At 46.8% G+C, this 20,112-nt stretch carries 23 protein-coding genes; 16 read left to right on the top strand and 7 right to left on the bottom strand.

Annotated elements, in window-relative coordinates:
• Positions 1 to 4 precede the first annotated feature (4 nt).
• Both NOM72_RS09785 and NOM72_RS09780 read right to left on the bottom strand, forming a co-directional pair.
• A complete protein-coding gene (locus NOM72_RS09785; protein ID WP_029341157.1) occupies positions 5 to 928 on the bottom strand; it encodes an AAA family ATPase in 924 nt (307 codons plus the stop codon).
• A gap of 17 nt (positions 929 to 945) precedes the next feature.
• Positions 946 to 1,641, bottom strand: a complete 696-nt coding sequence (locus tag NOM72_RS09780) for a hypothetical protein (protein WP_255999086.1) — start codon at positions 1,639 to 1,641, stop codon at positions 946 to 948.
• Positions 1,642 to 1,822: 181 nt separating this feature from the next.
• Between NOM72_RS09780 and NOM72_RS09775 the strand changes: the two genes are divergently transcribed.
• On the top strand, positions 1,823 to 2,437 hold the full coding sequence (locus NOM72_RS09775) for an NAD(P)-dependent oxidoreductase (RefSeq protein WP_023467651.1): 615 nt from the start codon (positions 1,823 to 1,825) through the stop codon (positions 2,435 to 2,437).
• 15 nt (positions 2,438 to 2,452) lie between these two features.
• Positions 2,453 to 3,322, top strand: coding sequence for a hypothetical protein (locus tag NOM72_RS09770; RefSeq protein ID WP_255999085.1), 870 nt, complete (start codon positions 2,453 to 2,455; stop codon positions 3,320 to 3,322).
• A 171-nt stretch (positions 3,323 to 3,493) separates the two neighbouring features.
• Here the strand turns inward: NOM72_RS09770 and amyS are convergent, their stop codons facing one another.
• Positions 3,494 to 5,035, bottom strand: coding sequence for an alpha-amylase (amyS, locus tag NOM72_RS09765; RefSeq protein ID WP_255999084.1), 1,542 nt, complete (start codon positions 5,033 to 5,035; stop codon positions 3,494 to 3,496).
• A gap of 337 nt (positions 5,036 to 5,372) precedes the next feature.
• Between amyS and NOM72_RS09760 the strand changes: the two genes are divergently transcribed.
• Entirely contained in the window at positions 5,373 to 6,197 is an 825-nt protein-coding gene (locus tag NOM72_RS09760) for an endonuclease I family protein (protein WP_035398221.1), read from the top strand.
• A gap of 360 nt (positions 6,198 to 6,557) precedes the next feature.
• Positions 6,558 to 7,142, top strand: coding sequence for a YdcF family protein (locus tag NOM72_RS09755; RefSeq protein ID WP_023467654.1), 585 nt, complete (start codon positions 6,558 to 6,560; stop codon positions 7,140 to 7,142).
• A gap of 52 nt (positions 7,143 to 7,194) precedes the next feature.
• Here the strand turns inward: NOM72_RS09755 and NOM72_RS09750 are convergent, their stop codons facing one another.
• Together NOM72_RS09750 and ytzI are read right to left on the bottom strand one after the other, a co-directional pair.
• Complete coding sequence (locus NOM72_RS09750) at positions 7,195 to 7,746, bottom strand: hypothetical protein (protein WP_023467655.1); 552 nt, start codon at positions 7,744 to 7,746, stop codon at positions 7,195 to 7,197.
• A gap of 134 nt (positions 7,747 to 7,880) precedes the next feature.
• Positions 7,881 to 8,054: a YtzI protein gene (ytzI, locus tag NOM72_RS09745; protein ID WP_023467656.1), complete on the bottom strand. Its 174-nt coding sequence runs from the start codon at positions 8,052 to 8,054 to the stop codon at positions 7,881 to 7,883.
• A gap of 126 nt (positions 8,055 to 8,180) precedes the next feature.
• Here ytzI and NOM72_RS09740 point away from each other — a divergent pair, with 126 nt between their 5' ends.
• Together NOM72_RS09740 and NOM72_RS09735 are read left to right on the top strand one after the other, a co-directional pair.
• Positions 8,181 to 8,444: a response regulator gene (locus NOM72_RS09740; protein ID WP_255999083.1), complete on the top strand. Its 264-nt coding sequence runs from the start codon at positions 8,181 to 8,183 to the stop codon at positions 8,442 to 8,444.
• Between the two features lie 75 nt (positions 8,445 to 8,519).
• Positions 8,520 to 9,284: a PP2C family protein-serine/threonine phosphatase gene (locus NOM72_RS09735; protein ID WP_255999082.1), complete on the top strand. Its 765-nt coding sequence runs from the start codon at positions 8,520 to 8,522 to the stop codon at positions 9,282 to 9,284.
• An 80-nt stretch (positions 9,285 to 9,364) separates the two neighbouring features.
• On the opposite strand, the gene NOM72_RS09730 is transcribed toward NOM72_RS09735, so the two are convergent.
• Positions 9,365 to 10,300 carry a magnesium transporter CorA family protein gene (locus tag NOM72_RS09730; protein WP_023467658.1) on the bottom strand — a complete coding sequence of 312 codons (936 nt, stop codon included), beginning with the start codon at positions 10,298 to 10,300 and terminating at the stop codon, positions 9,365 to 9,367.
• 122 nt (positions 10,301 to 10,422) lie between these two features.
• On the opposite strand from NOM72_RS09730, the gene NOM72_RS09725 reads away from it, so the two are divergent.
• Positions 10,423 to 10,791: an Hpt domain-containing protein gene (locus NOM72_RS09725; protein WP_023467659.1), complete on the top strand. Its 369-nt coding sequence runs from the start codon at positions 10,423 to 10,425 to the stop codon at positions 10,789 to 10,791.
• Positions 10,792 to 10,836: 45 nt separating this feature from the next.
• Here the strand turns inward: NOM72_RS09725 and NOM72_RS09720 are convergent, their stop codons facing one another.
• Positions 10,837 to 11,715: a chemotaxis protein CheV gene (locus NOM72_RS09720; protein WP_055967060.1), complete on the bottom strand. Its 879-nt coding sequence runs from the start codon at positions 11,713 to 11,715 to the stop codon at positions 10,837 to 10,839.
• Positions 11,716 to 11,933: 218 nt separating this feature from the next.
• Here NOM72_RS09720 and NOM72_RS09715 point away from each other — a divergent pair, with 218 nt between their 5' ends.
• From NOM72_RS09715 to NOM72_RS09675, 9 genes are all read left to right on the top strand, one after another.
• Complete coding sequence (locus NOM72_RS09715) at positions 11,934 to 13,373, top strand: NADP-dependent glyceraldehyde-3-phosphate dehydrogenase (protein WP_023467661.1); 1,440 nt, start codon at positions 11,934 to 11,936, stop codon at positions 13,371 to 13,373.
• 173 nt (positions 13,374 to 13,546) lie between these two features.
• Positions 13,547 to 14,518 carry an MBL fold metallo-hydrolase gene (locus NOM72_RS09710; RefSeq protein WP_255999081.1) on the top strand — a complete coding sequence of 324 codons (972 nt, stop codon included), beginning with the start codon at positions 13,547 to 13,549 and terminating at the stop codon, positions 14,516 to 14,518.
• On the top strand, positions 14,518 to 15,276 hold the full coding sequence (locus NOM72_RS09705) for an SDR family NAD(P)-dependent oxidoreductase (protein WP_255999080.1): 759 nt from the start codon (positions 14,518 to 14,520) through the stop codon (positions 15,274 to 15,276). The genes NOM72_RS09710 and NOM72_RS09705 overlap by 1 nt, the downstream gene beginning before the upstream one ends.
• A gap of 19 nt (positions 15,277 to 15,295) precedes the next feature.
• On the top strand, positions 15,296 to 16,492 hold the full coding sequence (locus tag NOM72_RS09700) for an ABC transporter substrate-binding protein (protein WP_255999079.1): 1,197 nt from the start codon (positions 15,296 to 15,298) through the stop codon (positions 16,490 to 16,492).
• Positions 16,479 to 17,237, top strand: coding sequence for an ABC transporter permease family protein (locus tag NOM72_RS09695; protein WP_035398208.1), 759 nt, complete (start codon positions 16,479 to 16,481; stop codon positions 17,235 to 17,237). Before NOM72_RS09700 ends, NOM72_RS09695 begins: the two co-directional genes overlap by 14 nt.
• Positions 17,234 to 17,983: an ABC transporter permease subunit gene (locus tag NOM72_RS09690; protein WP_251055778.1), complete on the top strand. Its 750-nt coding sequence runs from the start codon at positions 17,234 to 17,236 to the stop codon at positions 17,981 to 17,983. The genes NOM72_RS09695 and NOM72_RS09690 overlap by 4 nt, the downstream gene beginning before the upstream one ends.
• Positions 17,955 to 18,842: an ABC transporter ATP-binding protein gene (locus NOM72_RS09685; RefSeq protein WP_058265152.1), complete on the top strand. Its 888-nt coding sequence runs from the start codon at positions 17,955 to 17,957 to the stop codon at positions 18,840 to 18,842. Before NOM72_RS09690 ends, NOM72_RS09685 begins: the two co-directional genes overlap by 29 nt.
• 1 nt (position 18,843) lies before the next feature.
• Entirely contained in the window at positions 18,844 to 19,425 is a 582-nt protein-coding gene (locus NOM72_RS09680; RefSeq protein WP_023467668.1) for a CDP-alcohol phosphatidyltransferase family protein, read from the top strand.
• Positions 19,422 to 20,006, top strand: a complete 585-nt coding sequence (locus tag NOM72_RS09675) for an NUDIX hydrolase (protein ID WP_255999078.1) — start codon at positions 19,422 to 19,424, stop codon at positions 20,004 to 20,006. The genes NOM72_RS09680 and NOM72_RS09675 overlap by 4 nt, the downstream gene beginning before the upstream one ends.
• Positions 20,007 to 20,112 lie beyond the last annotated feature (106 nt).

Genomic DNA, 20,112 nt, shown 5'->3' with positions numbered 1-20,112 from the left:
TTCGTCACCCCATCTCGACCGGAACCGGCACGTCGTCCAGAATATGCGTCAAAACAGCCGCTTTCGTCGTCTTGATTCCACCTTCGAGTGTCAGTGTCAGGCGATGGGATAGGACGTGTTTTGCAAGATATTTGATATCTTCCGGGATGATGAAGTCGCGTTGATTCAAGAAAGCGTAGCTTTGCGAGGCGCGAAGTAATGCAATTGCTCCACGCGGACTGACACCGACTTCAATGAGTTCATGGTTTCGTGTCGCTTGAACGATGTGTAATAGATAATCAAGCACGTCTTGCGATGCATGGACGCGGCGTGCCTCTTCCTGCCAGGAAATCAAGTCGCCACCTGACGCGATGCCGACAGCTGACCGACGGACGTTCGTCAGAATTTCAGACAATAAGCGCCGTTCGTTCTCAAAATCCGGATAACCGACTTCGATCGCGACCATGAACCGGTCGAGTTGGGCGTCCGGTAGTGGGAACGTTCCTGCCGATTCGATCGGATTTTGCGTCGCGATGACGAAGAATGGGGCTGGCATCTGATAGGTCGTTCCACCAATCGAGACCTGACGCTCTTCCATCGCTTCAAGTAATGCCGATTGTGTCCGCGGAACGGCACGATTGATCTCATCGATCAAGACGACGTTCGCAAACAAGGGACCGCGTTTATTCTCGAACTCCTGCGTCTTTAAGTTGAAGAAGTCCGAACCGATGACATCGGACGGAAGCAAATCCGCCGTAAACTGGATCCGCGAGAAGGCACTCTCGAAGCTCTGAGCGAGCGCCTTGGCGAGCATCGTTTTCCCCGTTCCCGGTACATCTTCTAGTAGAATATGTCCTTCTGCGATGAGTGCCGTCAGACAAAGATCGATGACGTCCGGTTTACCGAGATAGATCGAATTGAGTTGGTCTTTTAATTGTTGTAGTTTCATAGGAAATCCCTCCAAAGTTAAATGGTTGAGTAGCGTGCTAGTTGTTGTTCGAAGCGTAGAATCTCATCGTCCGTGACGATTGTTTCCGACATGTCACCGTAGCGGATATCCCGATATAACTGAAAATCGACAGCGACTTCAATCCGACGTAACCAGTCTTCAAGCGTTTCGTTCGGACGACGTTGCTGACTGCGCGGTAACTGTTGCTCAAAACGAATGACGAGATCACGGACACGTGAAGACGAATACGATGAATACAGATAAGGCGATTTTCTTAAAGAAGCAGGACGAAAGATTGATTGAGCGAATGGAACGTCATCCGTTACTTCTCCGGTAGACCTGCGCCGTTTTTTCACGCGACGCGACTGACTGAGTTTCCAGACCATGAAACTAAACAAGCTGATTAAAATGATGTATTGCAGATAAGAAAGTGGAGAGTCAGAATCAGATACATCCGCTTTAAAAGATTTCCAAAACTCCTTTGGACCAGGTCGTGGATCAATCAATTCAAAAGGCATCTTGCCTTTTTTGTTAGTAGGTGAATGACCTTTTTTAAAAGTAATTTCACCGTGTGCTTCACTTTGTGAAATCGAAGGCTTTTTAAAAGGATCCGGCATGATGTAATGCGTATAGACGTACGTCGTGACGGTTTGAAACAAGAACAGACCAATCAGAATGACACCAAGCGACATGATAAAGCGTTGCCGTAACACAAGCGATCCTCCTTCCTGTTTTTAAGGAAAAAATATCCATATGTACTTAGGAAGATTTTAGCATACACGCTTAACAAATAAAAACAATTTTCTGAAAATAAAGACAAGGTGAGACGATTCATTTTCAAGTAGTAAGGGTATGATGGAATCAGTGGTTCTTGAAAGAGAAAGGATGTTTTGTATGAAATTGATTATTTTTGGAGCGACGGGTCAAACGGGGCAAGAACTGGTCAAGCAAGCGATTGATCACGGTCATGAGGTCACAGCATTCGTCCGTAGTCCGGAAAAACTGACACTACGTGACGAACGGTTACACGTCGTTAAAGGCGACGTGCTCGATCAAGAAGCGGTGACGGCTGCTGTTGCCGGGCAAGAGGCTGTCCTGACGGCTCTTGGCACAGAGAGTCTTGCATACAGCGGCTTTTTAGAACGGAGTCTCGTCCGGATTGTGACAGCGATGAAAAAACAGGGGGTAGACCGGATCGGTTATGTTGCGTCTGCCGGTGTTGATGATGAATTACCGGGTGTACAAGGGATGCTCGCTCAGCGGATTCTGAAAAATCCACTGAAGGATCACCGCCAAGCGATCGCGCTTTTGCAACAAGCAGATTTGAACTATACGGTAGCCCGACCACTTCGCTTACTGAACGGTCCGTTGACGGGGCTTTATCGTCAAGCAGATACAGGTGTACCGGAAGATGCGAAACAAATCAATCGCGCAGATGTGGCGCATTTCCTCTTACAGGCAATCGAGACAGAAGATCATATCAAATCGAGTGTTGGACTAGCTGAATAGGGAGGCGAATTTTAAATGGCCCAAGGAACATTTGGTGGATCTAGCAGATATGATAATCAAACTTTGGGGGATATTGTTAAAGATATAAAAGTTTGGATTCGTTTTTGTGAGGAAACTCTTCTACTTTTCAATGAAACAATCTTAAAATTAAAAGAAAATAATTATTACGACACTGTTCCATTCAATTTACGTGCCCTTTTTGAAGTTACTACAAGAGATATAACTACTTTTATTAGTGATTTCAATTCTATTCTTTCCAGTATATCCGAAGATAAAATTTATATGCGCGACGTTAGACTCCTGAAAAACATAGGAACTTACTCTATTGAAAATAACAATACTTTCGGTCGTGTATACCATGCTTCTTTTGACGATTGGATTGAAATGCCTAACCACAGTGATATAAACTTCAAGGCTGTAGAAAGACTTTATGGTGATGGTAGAGATCTGTTTGTTACTTTAATGGATGCGTCTAATGCTGCAGAAAGGTTGAGAGACTATATGAGTAATGAACACCAAAAAAATCAGCAAGTTATTATTAACGGTCATGGCAATCAAGTTCAAGCTGCTTTCGGAGATAATAACGAATTTGTAATGGAGTTAGCTGATTCTCTTGGTCAAGATCAGGCTGAACAACTGAATATGTTATTAGCGGAATTAAAACAGAACCTAAATCATTATTTCGCTGAACATGAAGAAGAGAAAAAAGAAACTACGAAAGAGTTGATTGATGGACTTCGAGAAGAAATCACAAAAGAACATCCTAAAAAAGGAATGGTTCGAGCGTGTTTGAGTTCTTTAAACAGTCTAAGTACATCTGCAGATTTCGTTACAATTGTAAGTGGTATTACAAGTATTGTGGGATCACTTCCGTTTATGAAGTGATGAAAAAAAGACTATATTAGAGGTTATTTTTTGAAAAGATTAATCAATGATATTCGTGCTACGAAGTCATTAATTGTATGCTCTATGTAAGTGTGTAGATGCAAATAAAGGTTACGATTTCTCTTTGATTAAAGGTCTCTCCCGTCATACGGAAGAGACCTTTTTGAATGCTTATTGTTGACGATAGACGGAGACCGAACCACCATTGACGAAGAATTGACCGTAGCCATCTTGGTTGATCGTAACTGATGCCGTGTTGTTTCCAGTGATGTCTGTCCAGATTTCTCCTTTGTTCTGAAGACCGACATACATCCATTTGCTACCGCCAGGACCATCTGATAGGATCGTCGCAAGACCAGATTTCGCACGGTCCGAGACACCTTCACGTGTCCAACCGATGACGTCTTGGTTATCGAGGTAATCGTTTTGTTTCCCGAACGCGAAGTCTTTCCGTGCTTTAAGCAATGGATCAATCTTCGAAGCAAGTGCTGGAATCTCGCGATTTGACGTGCCTTTTGTGCCATAGTAGTCACCATAGAAGACCGACGGATATCCTTGTTCCCGTGTCAGGATCATCGCGTAAGCAAGTGGTTTGAACCATGACTGAACCGTTGATTCAAGTGATTGTCCGGGTTGTGAATCATGGTTCTCAACGAGTGTGACGGCTTGAACCGGATTACTCTTAACGAGAGTACCGTCAAAGATTGTCCGCATGTCGTAGTACCCGCCGCCTTTACTTGCCTGTTCGAATTTATAATGAAGCGGCGCATCAAAGACGGATTGTTGATAATTAGTCCGGCTTAAGTAGTTTTGCAACGTGCCGAGATCGTTCTGCCAATACTCTGCGACTGTAAACAATGGTTTGCCCGTCGTCTGACGAACATTCGCGAGCCAGTCCGCTAAGTAACCGTGTTTGATATGCTTGACGGCATCGAGACGGAACCCATCAAGACCAAGTTCGTTGACGTACCATTTACCCCAGTTCTTCATTTCTTGCTGGACTTCTGGATGATCGAAGTCGAGATCCGCATACATCAAGTAATCGTAGTTGCCATTTTCAGTTGAGACATCCGTATCCCACGCTTTACCGGTACCGCGGAACTTGTAGATGGCACTCTTAGAACGTGATTGATCCCAGTCCGTGCCGTCGAAGTGGTACCATTTCCACTTGAAGTTCGAGTAGAGGTTATTTCGTGCTGCAAAATTGAAACCCGTCCATGCCTGGATTTGATAATCGCCAGAGACTTCTTGATTACGGTTACCCGGGTTGACTTCGACTGCCGTGACGGCTTCCGTGAAATCGGCGCCACCTTTATGGTTCATGACGACATCACCATAGACATCGATTCCAGCGGTATGCAATTGTCCGATCGCCGTTTTTAATTGCGCCTTTGTGCCGTATTTCGTACGGACCGTTCCTTTTTGATTGAACTCACCTAAATCGTATAGATCGTAGGCGCCGTATCCGACATCATTTTGCGAGGTACCTTTGTAAGCAGGGGGAATCCAGACCGATGTGATTCCGAGCTGATCAAGCTTTGTTGCGTCACTCCCGAGACGGTTCCAATGGTTACCGTCATTTGGCACATACCATTCGAAATACTGCATCATCGTTCCGTTGTCTGCCGTTGCGCCGACTGCAATCGGTTGCGCAAGTGGCGCTAAAAAAGCAGCGGATGCGACGGTTGCTAAAATCCATCTTTTTTGTTTCACGTAAAGACCTCCTTATGATTTGTGAAAGCGCTTGCATTATTTATTATAGGGAAGCTTCAGACAGGAGGAATATCGTCCCGGATTCTTATTTGTAAGTCTCTTTTGTTCGTGACTTTTGACCCTAGAATATTTCTTCTGAAGAATTATTTTGATGAGATTGACGTCATGAATGAAAAAAATCAGGACCATCTAACCGTTGCCTTTCGATGAATATTCTGAACGACGACTCACCTTTAAAAAAGCAGGTCTATCGTCCATCTTCCACCAGGAATGGATTCGGTGTGAAAATGAGCGTGTAACACCAGCTCTCATACATACCATTTAAGGGGGAACACACATGAACTGGAAGTCAAAGGTCACAGGTGCGCTTGCCGCAACACTTGCACTCGGGTCAATCGTCTTTACACCGGTCACAGCAAAAACAGTTGATCCAAAACAAGTTTCAGCAGGTCCGCAGATGGTCACGTCACAATCGACGATCGATGCGTACTATCTACCAGCAGCGGGGAAGACAGGGGCAGCGTTGAAGGCATCGCTGCACGATATCATCGACAACCATACACAAGTGTCATACGACACGGTATGGACAGCACTGAAAGAAACGGATCAAGATCCAAATAATGCGAATAACGTCATCGAGTTATACACGGGGAAATCGATTGCGAAAAGTAACAACGGTGGGAATGTCGGTCAATGGAATCGTGAACATGTCTGGGCAAAGTCGCACGGTGACTTTGGTACGACGAACGGTCCTGGAACAGACTTGCATCACTTGCGTCCGGAAGACGTCGTCGTCAACAGTGCACGTGGGAATCTTGACTTCGACAATGGCGGTACGAAATACAGTGGTTGCGATTGCTACCGTGATGGCGATTCATGGGAACCACCAAACCGCGTCAAAGGTGACATCGCACGGATGATCTTCTACATGGCGGTTCGTTATGAAGGTGGCGGTGAAATCGATCTCGAAGCTTCAGAAAACGTCAATAATGGTACGAACCCGTTACACGGCAAATTGTCGACGCTGAAAGCATGGAATAAGCTTGACCCAGTTGATAGCTTCGAGAAACGTCGCAACGATGTCATCTTCGAGAAGTGGCAAAAAAACCGGAATCCGTTCATCGATCATCCGGAATACGTAACATCAATTTGGGGAAATTGATGACGAGTCAGTAAATAGGAAAGGGGCTGACTCAACAGTCAGTCTCTACAAAGATAGGGGTGGCAGAATGATGATCTGCCACCCCTATCTTGTAACAAAAAGAATGACGCGTTTCACGCAACTCCTACAGGGAAAAGCGCATCTTTGCGCTGACAGAGACAAATAAGACCCGCTTTCCTGCTTGAATAAAGCAGGAAAACTGGCTTGTGTCTCGCCTGAGGAAAGGGCGTGAAAAGACGCGTCATTCTTTTTTGAGTCAGCCTTTTTTCATTGAGTCCGAACCTGTTATGCTGAACCTTTTTTGGAGAACCATTCGTATTGCCTACCGTAAGCCATTTTTTAGTAGAGAGGTCGTACGGTATGATCAAACGCACGTTTAACAAACGAAACATCAAATGGATGGTCGGTGGGGGACTAGTCGCTTGTGTCGCCTTCTGGTACAGTGTCGGTATTTTCGTCAATAAAGGGGAACGGCCACTCGCTGATGGGACGTCACCGTATGTCATCGTCCTCGGTGCGGGTGTCAAAGGAGAAAAACCGTCGCAAATCCTACATAACCGGATTCAGGCAGCTGCGGCATATGGGAAACAACATTCAGAAGTCCGCTTCATCTTGAGCGGTGGACAAGGTCCGGATGAAGATATTTCAGAAGCAGAGGCGATGCGTCGCGGGATGGTGGCATCTGGGATTGCTGAAGAACGGTTGATCCTTGAAGCCGACTCGACATCAACGACGGAAAATCTACAATTTTCAAAAGCGTTGTTGCCAAAGGACGTTCGTCGCGTCTCGATCGTCACGTCAGACTTTCATCTGTACCGTGCGCGACAAGAGGCGAAACAACTTGGTTTACAGACGGATGCGATTCCGGCTGAAACGCCACTTTCAGGAGTCCTTCGATTTGGAATGCGCGAACGCGTTGCGATCGTTGTTCAATTCCTACGCTAAAAACCCCGACATGCTGAACATGTCGGGGAGAAAGAAGAAGTGCATTGAATGATTAGATGCCTTCACCTTTATGTTTTTCCTCGGAAGATTGAGAATCATTTGCTTGTTTGTCGGAAGCATCATGCTCAGCAGGTGGTTCTTCTTTGCCGAGTGCGACATCCTTCGCTTCGACGACTTTATTGCTGATTGCATTCAAGTCACCTTTCGTCTCATTTACTGTCTCTTTCACCGTCGAGGCATCTGATTTCACCGTTTCAAGCTCTGTGTTCACTTTGTCATAGACATTTTGAACGTCAGATGCGACTTCTTGAATGATGCTTGAAGCACTCTTCACTTGATTGATGACTTGTGATGCTTTACCTGACGGATCTTCCTTAATAGAAGAAGCGAGGGTAGAGACGGAATCTTTCGCCCCCCGTAAACTCTGTTTCGTATTTTGGCGAGACGAAGAACTAAGTAGCGTCAATAGACCGCCGACAAGGGCACCGAGCAACATCCCTGTGACGAGATTGATTTGACGACCTGATGATTCTTCCTGATCGAACTGGCGATTCGGATGTTCTGCGTGTGCTGCGTGTGGATCATGTTGAAGCTTCGGTTCCATGATGAACACTCCCTTGAGATAATATTTAACCATGATATGGATATACCCTTGTGAGTGAATAAAAAACATTTAAAAATAACATGTATTTGAAATGAATATAAAAAAGACCATCGTGATATGATGGTCTAAGAGGTTCATTTGTTGGATGAATCATCATCATTTTCGTGACGAAGTTTTCGGTTGATTTCATCATAATCGATTTCGATATCATCTTTGTTGCCTTTGTAGCCATATCCTTTCGAAATGACGATGATCGAGGCGACCAAGACGAATACGATGATGAGAATGGAGACGACATATAACCACATAGTCCACTCCTCCTTTCGTTCACTTTCTAGTATGACGGAAAACGCAGCTTCCGTCTAAACGAAATTGTAGGTTGTGTGCTAAACTGATGTCAGATAAACATGTTAAACGGAACGAGGTGACGGCGTATGAGTATTTTGGTCGTAGATGATGAGTTAACGAATTTAATGCTCCTAGAGCGATTGTTAGAAAATGAAGGCTATGACGTCGTCAAGGCGATGAGTGGGGAAGAAGCAATCGAATTGATGGAGGATCCGTTATTCATCGAACAGTTGGACGTCGTTCTCCTCGACGTCGAAATGCCAGGAATCAGCGGAATCGAGGCGACACGTTTGATTCGAAAACGGTTTGGTCTTGATGAATTACCGATTCTGATCGTTTCCGGGCGATAAAACGAAGAAGATATCGTTGATGGACTGAATGCAGGAGCATCGGATTATACGACGAAACCGATCCGTAAAACGGAATTGCTCGCGCGAGTTCGTAACGCGATTGGTCTGAAGCAAGCAATCGATGCGCGAAAACGATATGAAAAAGTATTACAGGAAGACTTTGATTTGGCGCAAAAACTGCAACAGAGTGTGCTCAGTGCGAATATCGAAGACGATGAGATCCGCATCATGGCGACGTATATCCCTTCTAAAAAGCTCGCGGGAGATATGTACGCTTGGTACCGCATCTCTCAAAATAAATACGGCATCATCTTGTTTGACGTCATGGGACACGGTGTCTCTTCTGCGCTGATCACGATGGGAATGAGTTCGATTTTGTTCGAACTCGTGCACCGGATTGGTGATCCAGCACAAGTACTTGAAGAATTGAATCAGCAGATGAGTCGTTTGTTCCCGGGAGACGAGACAGAAATCTATTTCACTGCCGTTTACCTCTACATCGACCTAGATGAGATGAAGCTCAGCTATGCGAACGCAGGGCACCCACCTGGTTTGTTACGCATGAATGATCGAATCATTCCGCTTGAGAATACGGGACTTCCTGTCGGTATGTTCGAAGACTCGACGTATTCGAGCAAGACGATCGACATCGTCTCACCAGGATGTGTTTACTTGTACACGGATGGTTTCATGGAACTCTACAGTAAAGGCATTGATGAAGGAATCCATGCCATCCAGAATCTGATCGAACAACAAGGACCGAACATCCATCAGTTGATTCAACCGGATCAGAGCGATGAAGCGGATGACCTATGTCTCGTGACGGTCGAAATCAATTAACCTGTAAATGAAAAGACTCAGCGACGGAAGCACCGTCGCTGAGTCTTTTTTGAGTCATACAAGCTCTGGATCTACTTGAACTAAAAGAACCTTCTCCGCCATAAGATGAAGGCGGCAAGACCAGAGAAGAAGATCATCATACCGAAAACAATCCAGAATCCGATGACTTCTCCTTCCCATGGAACGTGGACGTTCATCCCGAACATCCCGGAAATCATCGTCGGAATCGAGATGACAATCGTAATTGAGGCAAGGAACTTCATAACGAAGTTGACGTTGTTCGAGATGACAGAACCAAACGTATCCATCGTCGAACTGATGATGTCTTTATAAATTTGAGCCATCTCCATCGCTTGTCGGTGTTCGACGAAGACGTCTTCCAGTAAATCTTCATCATCTTCATGTTTCTCAAGACTCGGTGTCTTAATGATTCGGTCGAGCACACCATCGTTCGATTTCAAGGACGTCATGAAATAGACCAATGATTTTTGAAGATTCATCAATTGAAAGATTTCTTGATTTCGCATCGAACGTTGAAGTTCTTCCTCAAGTTCGTCCATACGACGATCGATTTGACGCAAGAAACGTAAATACGAGGAACTGACTTTATAGAGAATCTGGAATACGAAGCGCGATCGGTAATTCGTCCGGAATCCTCGCAACTTACCACTCGAGAATAACGTCAGGACATCGAGCTGTTGCGAACAAACGGTGATGAAATGACGGGATGTCACGATGATACCGAGCGGAATCGTATTATAACGGCGTCCTGATGATTCTTCTTCGATGTAGGGAACGTCGACGATCATCAGTAGACCTTCTTCATCTTTTTCAAAACGTGGTTTTTCTTCCACGTCCAAAGGGTCATATATGAAATCCTCTGGAATATTCGTAGCAGCGATGACTTGGTCGGCTTCGTCCTTTGTCGGATTGACAAGATGGATCCAGGAACCCTTCGTGAACTCCTGTATCTCGTTGACTGCCCCGGTGACATCGCTTCGATAAATCGTCAACATATTGTCTATCCCTCCTGCTCTTCACTGTCTCATTATAGAAATAGATGTGACAGCGTGTAAATGATTCTCCGATTTTTTTTTACGAAGATTAGTGATAAGATGAAAACAGAGGAGGGGAAGACATGCCTTTTTTTAATGCTAAGAAGCTCGAAGAACTTCAATCGATTGCGGGTGGGGATCACGCGTTCCTTCAAAAAATCGGAGAAACGTATATCGCGCAGTTCGATCGAAAGTTTCCTGAACTAAAAGATGCCGTCGCCAAGCAAGATGCTGAGCAAACTGAAAAGCTCGCTCACTTGCTAAAAGGTGCTTCCTATTCCGTTGCCGCTGATGATTTAGCTGATGATTTCGAACTGCTTGAAAAAGAAGCAGAATCTGGTTCAATGACCGGAACACAAGAAATCGTCGATCGGATTGAGCAATGCATGGTGGAATTCCGTGTCGTCTGGCTCGATGTGTTTACTGGAAAAAATCTTGACGCGCTGCGTTGAGCAATCGAATAGATCAAAAAAGCCGACATGCTGTCGGCTTTTTTCTTATAAGACGTATGAATCGACCGTTTCGATCAAACGACCGATTTCCGGTTTCGTGATTTGTGCATTGACACCAACCGACTCACCTTTATGGCGTAAATCGTCGGAAATCAAGGAAGAGAAGACGATGATTGGCAATTCCGCATAACGATCATCTTCACGGAGTCGTTTCGTCAAGTGTAGTCCATCCATCTTCGGCATCTCGATATCGGTGATCAGGAGGTCGCAGTTGCTTCCGTTTTCAAACGCATCAAAAGCGTCCTTACCATTGATGAACCATTTCAGACCATGGTAACCGGCTTCCTCGAGTGTTTCGATGATCAATGTCCGAAGCATTTCCGAGTCTTCGGCGATCCAGATGACTTTGTCGGACCGGTCACGGGACTGGACGCGACGCCCTTCTTCGCGGGCGAAGATATCCTTGCGTGAGAGCTCAAGTGCGATTTTTTCGTAGTCGAGCAAGATGATCATCTTGTCGCCCGTTTTGACGACACCGTTCGTTAATCCCTCAATGCCACGAGCGAGTTCGTTTGGTGTATCGATCTGTTCCCATGAGATACGACGGATTTCCGTCACGGAATCGACACGCAGGACGCTCTTTTCCCCATTAAATTCACAGATGATCAATCGATCCTCGGTTGCTTCATCGTGAGGAACACCGATGACGGTCGGCAAATCGATGACCGTCATGACTTCGCCACGGAGTTCAATCAATCCTTTGACAGCATCCGGTGTACCTGGGAGTGGTGTCATCGGGAGCGGAACGATGATTTCCCGGACCTTCATGACGTTGATTCCAAACGTGTATGGTCCGCAATGGAAGATGACGATCTCGAGTTCGTTCGTGCCGGCTTCTAATAAAATATCGTGCTGATTATACATATGGTTGTGCCCCTTTCCATTACCTTCACTTCACTTCTGACTAGTTATCGGCATGCTACGCTGAAAATTCTAGTTCTGAATTGACAAAAAAAGTGTTGTAATCGCTTTCATAATATGTTAAGCAAAAAGTTTGGCATTTGTCAGACCAATTGATTACAATAAGCTATGCAGCCACACACTGAAATGAGAGAGATAAAAATAAATGGAGGTAGAGTGGAATGACTACAGCAACAACCTACACATTTTTACTAGATGGACAATGGCATGAAAGTGAATCAAAAGAGACAATTGAAATCTCTTCACCATATAAAGAGGATCTTGTCGGTCGCGTTCAAGCGATGACGAAACCGGAAGTCGATCGTGCCATCGCTTCAGCGAAAGCGGCACAAGCAGAGTGGGCAAAACAACCAGCGAACAAACGGGCTGAATTGCTTCACGCTTGGGCAACGGAACTCGAAAAACGTGCGGACGAAATCGGTGAAGTCATCATGCGCGAAGTCGGTAAAGGACGTGCAGATGGCGTCAAAGAGGTCAAACGGACAGCTGAAATCATTCGCTACACAGCGGAAGAAGGTCTCCGTTTCGACGGTCAGATGATGCAAGGGGATTCGTTCCCTGGTGGTAGCGCGAAAAAAATCGCGGTCATCAAAAAAGCACCACTCGGCGTCGTGCTTGCAATTTCACCGTTCAACTACCCAGTCAACTTGGCAGCAGCGAAACTCGCACCTGCCCTCATGACAGGAAACGCCGTCGTCTTCAAACCGGCAACACAAGGTTCGATCAGCGGTATCTTGATGGTCGAGGCACTCGTCGCAGCAGGTCTTCCAGCTGGACTCGTCAACATCGTCACAGGTCGTGGATCGGTCATCGGTGATTACTTGACGGCTCACCCAGGCATCAACATGATCACATTTACTGGTGGTACAGGCACAGGACAACATTTGTCGCGTCAATCGGCAATGATTCCACTTGTCCTTGAACTTGGTGGAAAAGACCCAGCGCTCGTTCTTGAAGATGCGAATCTGTCACTTGCGGCAGACCATATCATCAGTGGGGCGTTCTCTTACTCAGGTCAACGTTGTACAGCAATCAAACGCGTCTTCGTTCTTGATCACCAAGCGGATGCACTCATCGAAGAACTCAAGACACGAATCGCGAAATTGACAGTCGGTTCACCTGAACAAGACAGTGTCGTCGTACCGCTCATCGATACGAAATCAGCGGACTTCGTCGAAGGCTTGATCACGGACGCAACAGACAAAGGCGCAACACTCGTCACAGGTGGCGGACGTACGGCGAACTTGATCGAACCAACACTTCTTGACAACGTGACACGCGATATGCGCGTTGCTTGGGAAGAGCCGTTCGGACCAGTTCTTCCAATCATCCGTGTCAACTCGGTCGACGAAATGATTGCATACTCAAACGAATCAGAATACGGTCTTCAAGCAAGTGTCTTCACAGAGAACATCGATGCTGCGTTTGCAGTAGCGGATGCGCTTGAAACAGGTTCTGTTCAAATCAATGGTCGGACGGAACGTGGTCCTGACCACTTCCCATTCATCGGTGTGAAATCATCGGGTCTCGGCGTTCAAGGCGTCGGACGTAGCCTCGCTTCGATGACACGCGACAAATTAACAGTCCTCAACTTAAAATAAGTTTCTGACCGACCTTTCAATCTGCGGAAAGGTCGGTTTTTTGTGCATCCATTTCTCGCGCTTTAACGTAAGCTAGAAAACAAATGTTACCCTTTGACGCACAAAGTTTGGCGCTATAGCTTCATTCTCTCTATAATGAAAGAAAATGGACGAGAGAAAAGAGGCGTGTAGGTATGACTGTATCAGACGAAATCATCCCGATTCCGATTCCGACACCATTTCCGGTTGGAGACGTGAACTGCTATGTACTACGAACGGAAGGGGAAAACATCCTCATTGATTGTGGACCGGATACGCTTGAAGCATGGCAAACGATGCAACGGACGCTTGCGCGACATGAACTTCAGGTCGAGGATTTAGATCGTGTCATCGTGACACATCACCATGCGGATCATGCTGGGATGGCACATCGCTTTTCAGAGAAAGGCATTCCCGTCTATGGACATGCGCGATTACGCCCATACTTGGAACAGGACGAGACCTTCTTAAACAACGGGGACGTATTCTTGCGTCGATTGGCGACATCGTTTGGCGTTCCGCTAGCGATTCAAGAGATGTTACCAAGCTATCAATCTGCCTTGAAATGGCTTGGAAAAGGTCAACTTGATTTCACATTAAAAGAAGGCGACGCGATTACGCCGTCTGGGCGATACCGGGTCATCGAACTACCGGGGCATGCAAGTGACCAAATCGGAATACTAAGTGACGATGGTGTGTTGTTCGCGGCTGATCACCTGCTCGACCGGGTCGAGCCGAATCCATTGCTCGAGCAACCACAACCAGGTGATGATGTGCTCGTAAAACGTCCTGTTCTTGCGTATCTTGACTCTTTAGAAAAATTACAAAGTGAGCAGATTCGAATCGCCTACACTGGACATGGTGCTCCGATTCGAGATGTTGCGGTACTCGTCGAAGAACGATTGATGCAACGCAAAGCACGTGGTGATCAGCTCTTGAAGTATTTTACGGGAGAACATACGTTATTCGAATTAGCACAAGTGACGTATGGAAACCGATTAAAAAAATCATTCCCTCTTGTCATGAGTGAGATGAAAGCACGCCTCGATACACTCGTCGCCCGCGGTGCGATCACGGTCGAGAAACGATCAGGTATCCTCTACTATTCAAAAGCGGAGGAAGTCTAATGCAACTCATCAACCGGACGATCGTCATCACAGGTGCTTCAAGTGGACTCGGGGAAGCACTGGCGCGCACTCTGCATAAAGAAGGCGCAAACTTGATTTTAATTGCACGACGCGAGGATCGATTACAAACGTTAGCATCTGAACTCCATGCAGACTACCTGCTCTACGATTTGGAAGAGGCGCCTGAAATTCTTGCGAAAACACTCGCAAATCGTTATGGACGGATTGATATTTTGATTAATAACGCAGGTTTCGGGGAATTCAGCTTCCTAGACGATACCTCGATTGAAACGATTGAATCGATGCACCGGATCAACGTCTTAAGTCCCGTTCGCTTAACGAAGGCATGTCTGCCATTACTCAGAGAGGGTGGCATGATCGTCAACGTGGCCAGTCAGGCGGGAAAACTACCGACACCGAAATCGACGATCTATTGCATGACGAAAGCAGCGATGTTGCAGTTTTCGAACGCGTTACGTCTGGAGTTACGTCCAAAAGGCATCCACGTCATGACGGTCAATCCAGGGCCGATCGCGACAGAATTTTTTGTCCGTGCGGATGTCGACCGGAAGTATGAGCAAAATGTCGCTTCCATCGTCCTATCGAAAGAACGACTAGCTTCGACTGTCGTCCGAGCAATAGAGCGGCGTAAACGTGAAGTCAATGCACCATGGTGGATGGAGCTATCGGCAAAAGGGTACGGCGTGATGCCACGGTTGATCGAGTGGTTAGGAAAACCGGGCTTCGATAAAAAGTGATGACGGAGGAGAACGATAAATGAAAACAAAGGTAATCAGCTTTCTTGCCCTAGGTACGCTGCTCGCAGGCTGTGGAACACCGGATGCGACACCGGAACCGAAGAATGTCTTAGGGACTTCTTATCAGACGATCGAAAAAGAAGCGGAAAAGTCAGCGGTTCGGATGTATATGTGGGGCGGCGATGACGGCATCAATGCCTATATCGATGAATACGTAGCACCGCGTCTGAAGAAGGAACACAACATCACGTTAGAACGGGTCCCGATCGAGACGGCGGATATCATTCAAAAACTGCGTGCTGAGAAACAGGCAGGTAAGGAAAAAGGTGTCATCGATGTCGTCTGGATCAATGGTGATAATTTTTTAAATGCTAAAAAAGATGATTTACTCTATGGAGAAATCACAAAAGTCCTCCCGAACATGAAATATGTTGATGCTGCCGCACAGAGTTCAGATAGTGGTACGAAAACAGACGGACTTGAAGCCGCATGGGGGAAAGTTCAATATACGTTGCACTATGACGCAGCTGACGTGAAGTCGCCACCGACCGACTTGAAAGCACTGAAGTCATGGGTCAAGGAAAATCCAGGACGTTTCACTTATCCGGAAGTGACGGACTTTACGGGGAATGCCTTCGTCCGCCACGTCATGTATGGTGTCGAATCGAATGAAACCTTAAAAGACCCGAAAGCAGACTTCAAGAAGACATGGGCTTATTTGAACGAAATCAAACCGTATCTCTGGAAAAAAGGGAAGACCTATCCAAAGACACTTGCCCAACTCGATCAGTTATACGCGAAGGGAGACGTTGATTTCACGATGGGCTTCAACGAACGACGGGCTGAACAAGAAGTGAAGTCAGGAACGTTTCCGAAACAAACACGTCCGATCGTCTTGAAGGATGGATCAATCGCGTCGACGCATTTCCTTTCCGTACCGTTCAACGCACCGAATCCGAAGGGCGCACTCGTAGCGATCAATACGTTGTTATCACCAGAAGCACAGTTGAAAAAATACGATGCGACGTATTGGGGAGACGGAACGAGTCTTGATTTATCGACACTTGATTCATCAGAACAAAAGCAATTCGCTGATGTACCGGCTGCACCGTCGACACCAAAGCCAAGCGTCTTTGAAGGAAAGGTCCGGACGGAACTCGACCCATCCATTTTCGAGATGATCCGTAAGGAATGGCCGTCTCGTGTGGCGCGGTAACGCGTATCCTGCTGCACTCTTGATGGCAGGGATGGTCTTATACGGGTTATGGGTCAGTATCTCGATGACGACATCTGCTGATTACCGCGAGCTACTGACGGATGAGGTCTTTTTAGAGAGTCTAGCCGTCAGCAGTTACGTGGCCATCATCAGTACGGTGCTCGCGCTGATCATTGGTGTGGTGCTCGCAAGGCTCTTGAGCAGAACACGACTAGCTGCGTTACTTGCGATTCCTTTATTCATCCCTCATCTAGGAGCAGCATACCTCGCGATTCTCTATTTGAGTGATGTGCCTGTCATCGGACCGCATGAAGGGAATTATTTTAGTGTCATCCTGACGTATCTGTATAAAGAAATTCCGTTCGTGTTTTTTTATCTCTTACCGGTGGTCCGGCGCCTTGATTCGCGTTATCAAGAACTCGGTATGATGCTCGGTTTATCACCAGTGCGCCGATTCTGGCATGCGCGGGGCGTTTTCCTACTCGTTCCGATGCTTGAGGCAGCATTTATCTTGCTTGCCTTCATCCTGTTCGCATATGAGATTCCAGCACTGCTCGGCGTGACCTATCCAAAATTACTTGGCGTCTATGCATTCGATTTGTATACACAAGGCGATTTATCGGAGCAACCACTCGCTTTTGCAATGAGTGTCGTCTTGACGGGAGGACTCTTCCTCCTGCTATTGCTTATGACTGGTTTGACACGCCCACTGGCAACGAAGATCAGTAGGGGGCGAAGCGAATGATGAAAAAAATCAGTGTGACCGTATTCGTTGTACTCCTGTTCATCGTTCCTTTAATTGGTTTGATTCCAGGAGAGTGGAATTGGAATCCGCGCCTAGAAGCGACGCTCGGCACGACCGTCGCGATGATTTGTGCCGTCGTATTGTTAAATCATCTCTTCGGATACATGGCAGGAAAAGCGATTGCCTTTCAAACGGGGAAACGGATTCGTATAGCAGAGTTCTTGATTAGTTTGCCGCTGTTCGTTCCCGTGTTATTGCTATCATTCGGTCTCTATTTGACATGGATCCGTCTTGGTTTGGCAGATCGATTTTTTGGTGTCCTGCTCGTGTTGCTTCTGCCGACCTTACCCTATACAGTTCGCTTGTACACGAACGGATTTCAGGCGCTCGGAGAACGGATGCTTGAACAGATGGTCTTGATTGAGGGAAACCGGTTCAAGCGTTGGTTCTATTTGACGGGACCGATGCTTCGGTCGACGTTACAATCCGTGACGCTACTCGTCACGGTGATCACCATCAGTCAGTACGCACTGGTTGCGTTGATTGGTGGCGGAATCGTCCGCATGATTGCACTGGAAGTTTTTCCGGCGTATTCCGGTAATTCTCAGGGAGCGGCTCGTCTAGCGACACTCTGGTTGATTGGTTTACCCATCCTCTTTTATGCTGGACAAGCCATTATTTTTTCTAGTTGGATACGAATCGTACGGAGGCGTTTAAATGGAAGTCACGATACAACAAGTCAATAAACGTTTTGGAACGAAGCATGTATTATTTGATATCGATGTAAGCATTGCGTCTGGACAATGTGTGGCCTTAGTCGGACCGAGTGGTAGTGGGAAAACGACATTACTCCGTCTGATTGCAGGTCTTGAGCGCGTGACGAGCGGAATGATTCAGTTCGGCGACCGAGATGTCACTGTTCTTTCGCCGAATCAACGTGGTGTGACGATGATGTTTCAACGGTCGCTATTGTTCCCACATTTGAACGTCGAACAAAACATCCGTCTCGGTGCCAAACAATTAACACCGATCGAGCTCGAATCCTGGTTACATCGCGTCGGACTCGAGGGAAGAGGAAAAAGTGCTGTTCACGAATTGTCAGGGGGTGAACAGCAGCGGGCGAGTTTAGCTCGTGCGCTGGCGAGTCAACCGGACTTCTTGTTGCTCGATGAACCGTTCTCGAGTCTAGATGTACCGAGACGACGTGAACTACGGACATTGATTCGGAAGTTGACCGAGGAACAAGGTGTCACGACGCTCCTTGTCACACACGATCGGGAAGAGGCAATGGCGATGGCAGATGTCGTTTATGTCTTAGAGCACGGACGAATCGTCGATCATGGCACTCCAATCACACTTAGTCAGACAAGTCCGTTTTTTGGCGAAGGCATTCAGATTGAAGAAACATGGCATCCGCTGACGGCAGTCAACTTGGTCTCAAGACCGACGAAGGAAACGGATGAACGTGTTACGATTACGAAAGAACTCATTCAATACGGCGTTCGCTTCTACGAAGTAGAACGGGCGTGCGGAGAACGGCTCGTGCTTTCTTCAGACGAGACGATTCATGAGAAAGAAGGCTATATCGTTAGAAAGGAGGGGTGACATGTTAGATACGCGTGCGCGTAAAATCGTTCAACCCCTGTTTGATCAAGGGGCGACCTTATTTAAGAAAATTGGATTATCGGCGACACAGGTGACGATCATTTCCGGCATCATCGGTGGTGCGACGGGATTTTTCGTTTATAACGATATGATGGGAACGGCGATTGTCTTATTGTGGATCTCGGGCATGCTTGATGTCATCGATGGAACGATGGCACGAAAAGAAAAGACAACTCCGATTGGTACGATTCTTGACCTTGTGCTCGACCGGATCGTCGAGCTGTCAGTATTGATTGGTCTTGCGCTTCGGTTTCCGGAAACGCAGGTCGTTATTCTGTTGCTCGTCGCATCATTCGTCATTGGGATGACGATGTTCCTTGCAATCGGAGCAGTCAGTGAAAATTACGGCTACAAGTCGTTTCAATATCAACCGGGACTCGTCGAGCGGACGGAAGGGTTCTTATTCCTAACAGCGATGATCCTGTTCCCAAGTGCCATCATTTGGATCGCAATTGTCTTCTTGATTGCTGAACTCTATACGGTCGGGGAGCGATTCCATCAAGCTTCGAAGGTGTTACGATGAGTGAACAAGAGATGATCATGACTGTGGATCGAGCGGGCAACCTGCTCGGACCTCGTCCACGATCAGAAGTCCACGCAAACGGCTTGTGGCACGAAACGTTTCATTGTTTCGTTTACGATCCAAAGCGGAACGTCGTGCTGCTCCAGCAACGGTCTGAACAAAAGAAGGACTTTCCAGGAATGCTTGATATCACGGCAGCGGGTCACTTGCTTGCGAATGAGACAGTCGAGGATGGTGTCCGGGAACTCGAGGAAGAGATTGGTTTGACGTGTACGTTTGATCAATTGATACCGCTTGGCATCCAGGAAGAGGAGTTTCGGGATGCGTCACTATGGGACTGTGAGCGATGCCATGTCTTTCTTGCTCGAAGTGATCAAGCGATAGACGCATACGTCCTCCAGGAAACAGAAGTGAAGCGATTGATTGCTTTTTCGATCGAGCAGTTTGAGCGAATCGCTGACATGTCCATCGAGCGTATTCAGGACACGACAGGCGAGTGGTTCGATCGTCGTCAATTCGTTCCGCATCCTTCTTCTTACTGGAGACATGTACGACAAGGAATCGAGCAATTACGTAAATAGAAAGAATGGGAAAGAAATAACGCATGAAGACCTACGATCGAATGTGATTTCGCTCGTAGGTCTTTTTTTAATCGTACATTCGTTCGACGCAAGAGTAGCGAAATTA

The sequence above is a fragment of the Exiguobacterium sp. LL15 genome, assembly GCF_024436095.1.
In the GTDB taxonomy this organism is placed as follows: Bacteria; Bacillota; Bacilli; order Exiguobacteriales; family Exiguobacteriaceae; genus Exiguobacterium_A; species Exiguobacterium_A indicum.
The sequence above is the reverse complement of the archived record's forward strand: the minus strand, read 5'-3'. Positions and strand labels throughout refer to the sequence as shown.

Excerpts from the sequence above, each read along its gene's own strand:
- NOM72_RS09785 (WP_029341157.1), bottom strand. The coding sequence starts at position 928 with ATGAAACTACAACAATTAAAAGACCAACTCAATTCGATCTATCTCGGT.
- NOM72_RS09770 (WP_255999085.1), top strand. The coding sequence starts at position 2,453 with ATGGCCCAAGGAACATTTGGTGGATCTAGCAGATATGATAATCAAACT.
- NOM72_RS09710 (WP_255999081.1), top strand. The coding sequence starts at position 13,547 with ATGACTGTATCAGACGAAATCATCCCGATTCCGATTCCGACACCATTT.
- NOM72_RS09700 (WP_255999079.1), top strand. The coding sequence starts at position 15,296 with ATGAAAACAAAGGTAATCAGCTTTCTTGCCCTAGGTACGCTGCTCGCA.
- NOM72_RS09675 (WP_255999078.1), top strand. The coding sequence starts at position 19,422 with ATGAGTGAACAAGAGATGATCATGACTGTGGATCGAGCGGGCAACCTG.
- NOM72_RS09755 (WP_023467654.1), top strand. The coding sequence starts at position 6,558 with ATGATCAAACGCACGTTTAACAAACGAAACATCAAATGGATGGTCGGT.
- NOM72_RS09760 (WP_035398221.1), top strand. The coding sequence starts at position 5,373 with ATGAACTGGAAGTCAAAGGTCACAGGTGCGCTTGCCGCAACACTTGCA.
- NOM72_RS09720 (WP_055967060.1), bottom strand. The coding sequence starts at position 11,715 with ATGTATAATCAGCACGATATTTTATTAGAAGCCGGCACGAACGAACTC.
- NOM72_RS09750 (WP_023467655.1), bottom strand. The coding sequence starts at position 7,746 with ATGGAACCGAAGCTTCAACATGATCCACACGCAGCACACGCAGAACAT.
- NOM72_RS09730 (WP_023467658.1), bottom strand. The coding sequence starts at position 10,300 with ATGTTGACGATTTATCGAAGCGATGTCACCGGGGCAGTCAACGAGATA.
- NOM72_RS09705 (WP_255999080.1), top strand. The coding sequence starts at position 14,518 with ATGCAACTCATCAACCGGACGATCGTCATCACAGGTGCTTCAAGTGGA.
- NOM72_RS09715 (WP_023467661.1), top strand. The coding sequence starts at position 11,934 with ATGACTACAGCAACAACCTACACATTTTTACTAGATGGACAATGGCAT.
- NOM72_RS09680 (WP_023467668.1), top strand. The coding sequence starts at position 18,844 with ATGTTAGATACGCGTGCGCGTAAAATCGTTCAACCCCTGTTTGATCAA.
- NOM72_RS09775 (WP_023467651.1), top strand. The coding sequence starts at position 1,823 with ATGAAATTGATTATTTTTGGAGCGACGGGTCAAACGGGGCAAGAACTG.
- NOM72_RS09725 (WP_023467659.1), top strand. The coding sequence starts at position 10,423 with ATGCCTTTTTTTAATGCTAAGAAGCTCGAAGAACTTCAATCGATTGCG.
- NOM72_RS09740 (WP_255999083.1), top strand. The coding sequence starts at position 8,181 with ATGAGTATTTTGGTCGTAGATGATGAGTTAACGAATTTAATGCTCCTA.
- NOM72_RS09690 (WP_251055778.1), top strand. The coding sequence starts at position 17,234 with ATGATGAAAAAAATCAGTGTGACCGTATTCGTTGTACTCCTGTTCATC.
- ytzI (WP_023467656.1), bottom strand. The coding sequence starts at position 8,054 with ATGTGGTTATATGTCGTCTCCATTCTCATCATCGTATTCGTCTTGGTC.
- NOM72_RS09685 (WP_058265152.1), top strand. The coding sequence starts at position 17,955 with ATGGAAGTCACGATACAACAAGTCAATAAACGTTTTGGAACGAAGCAT.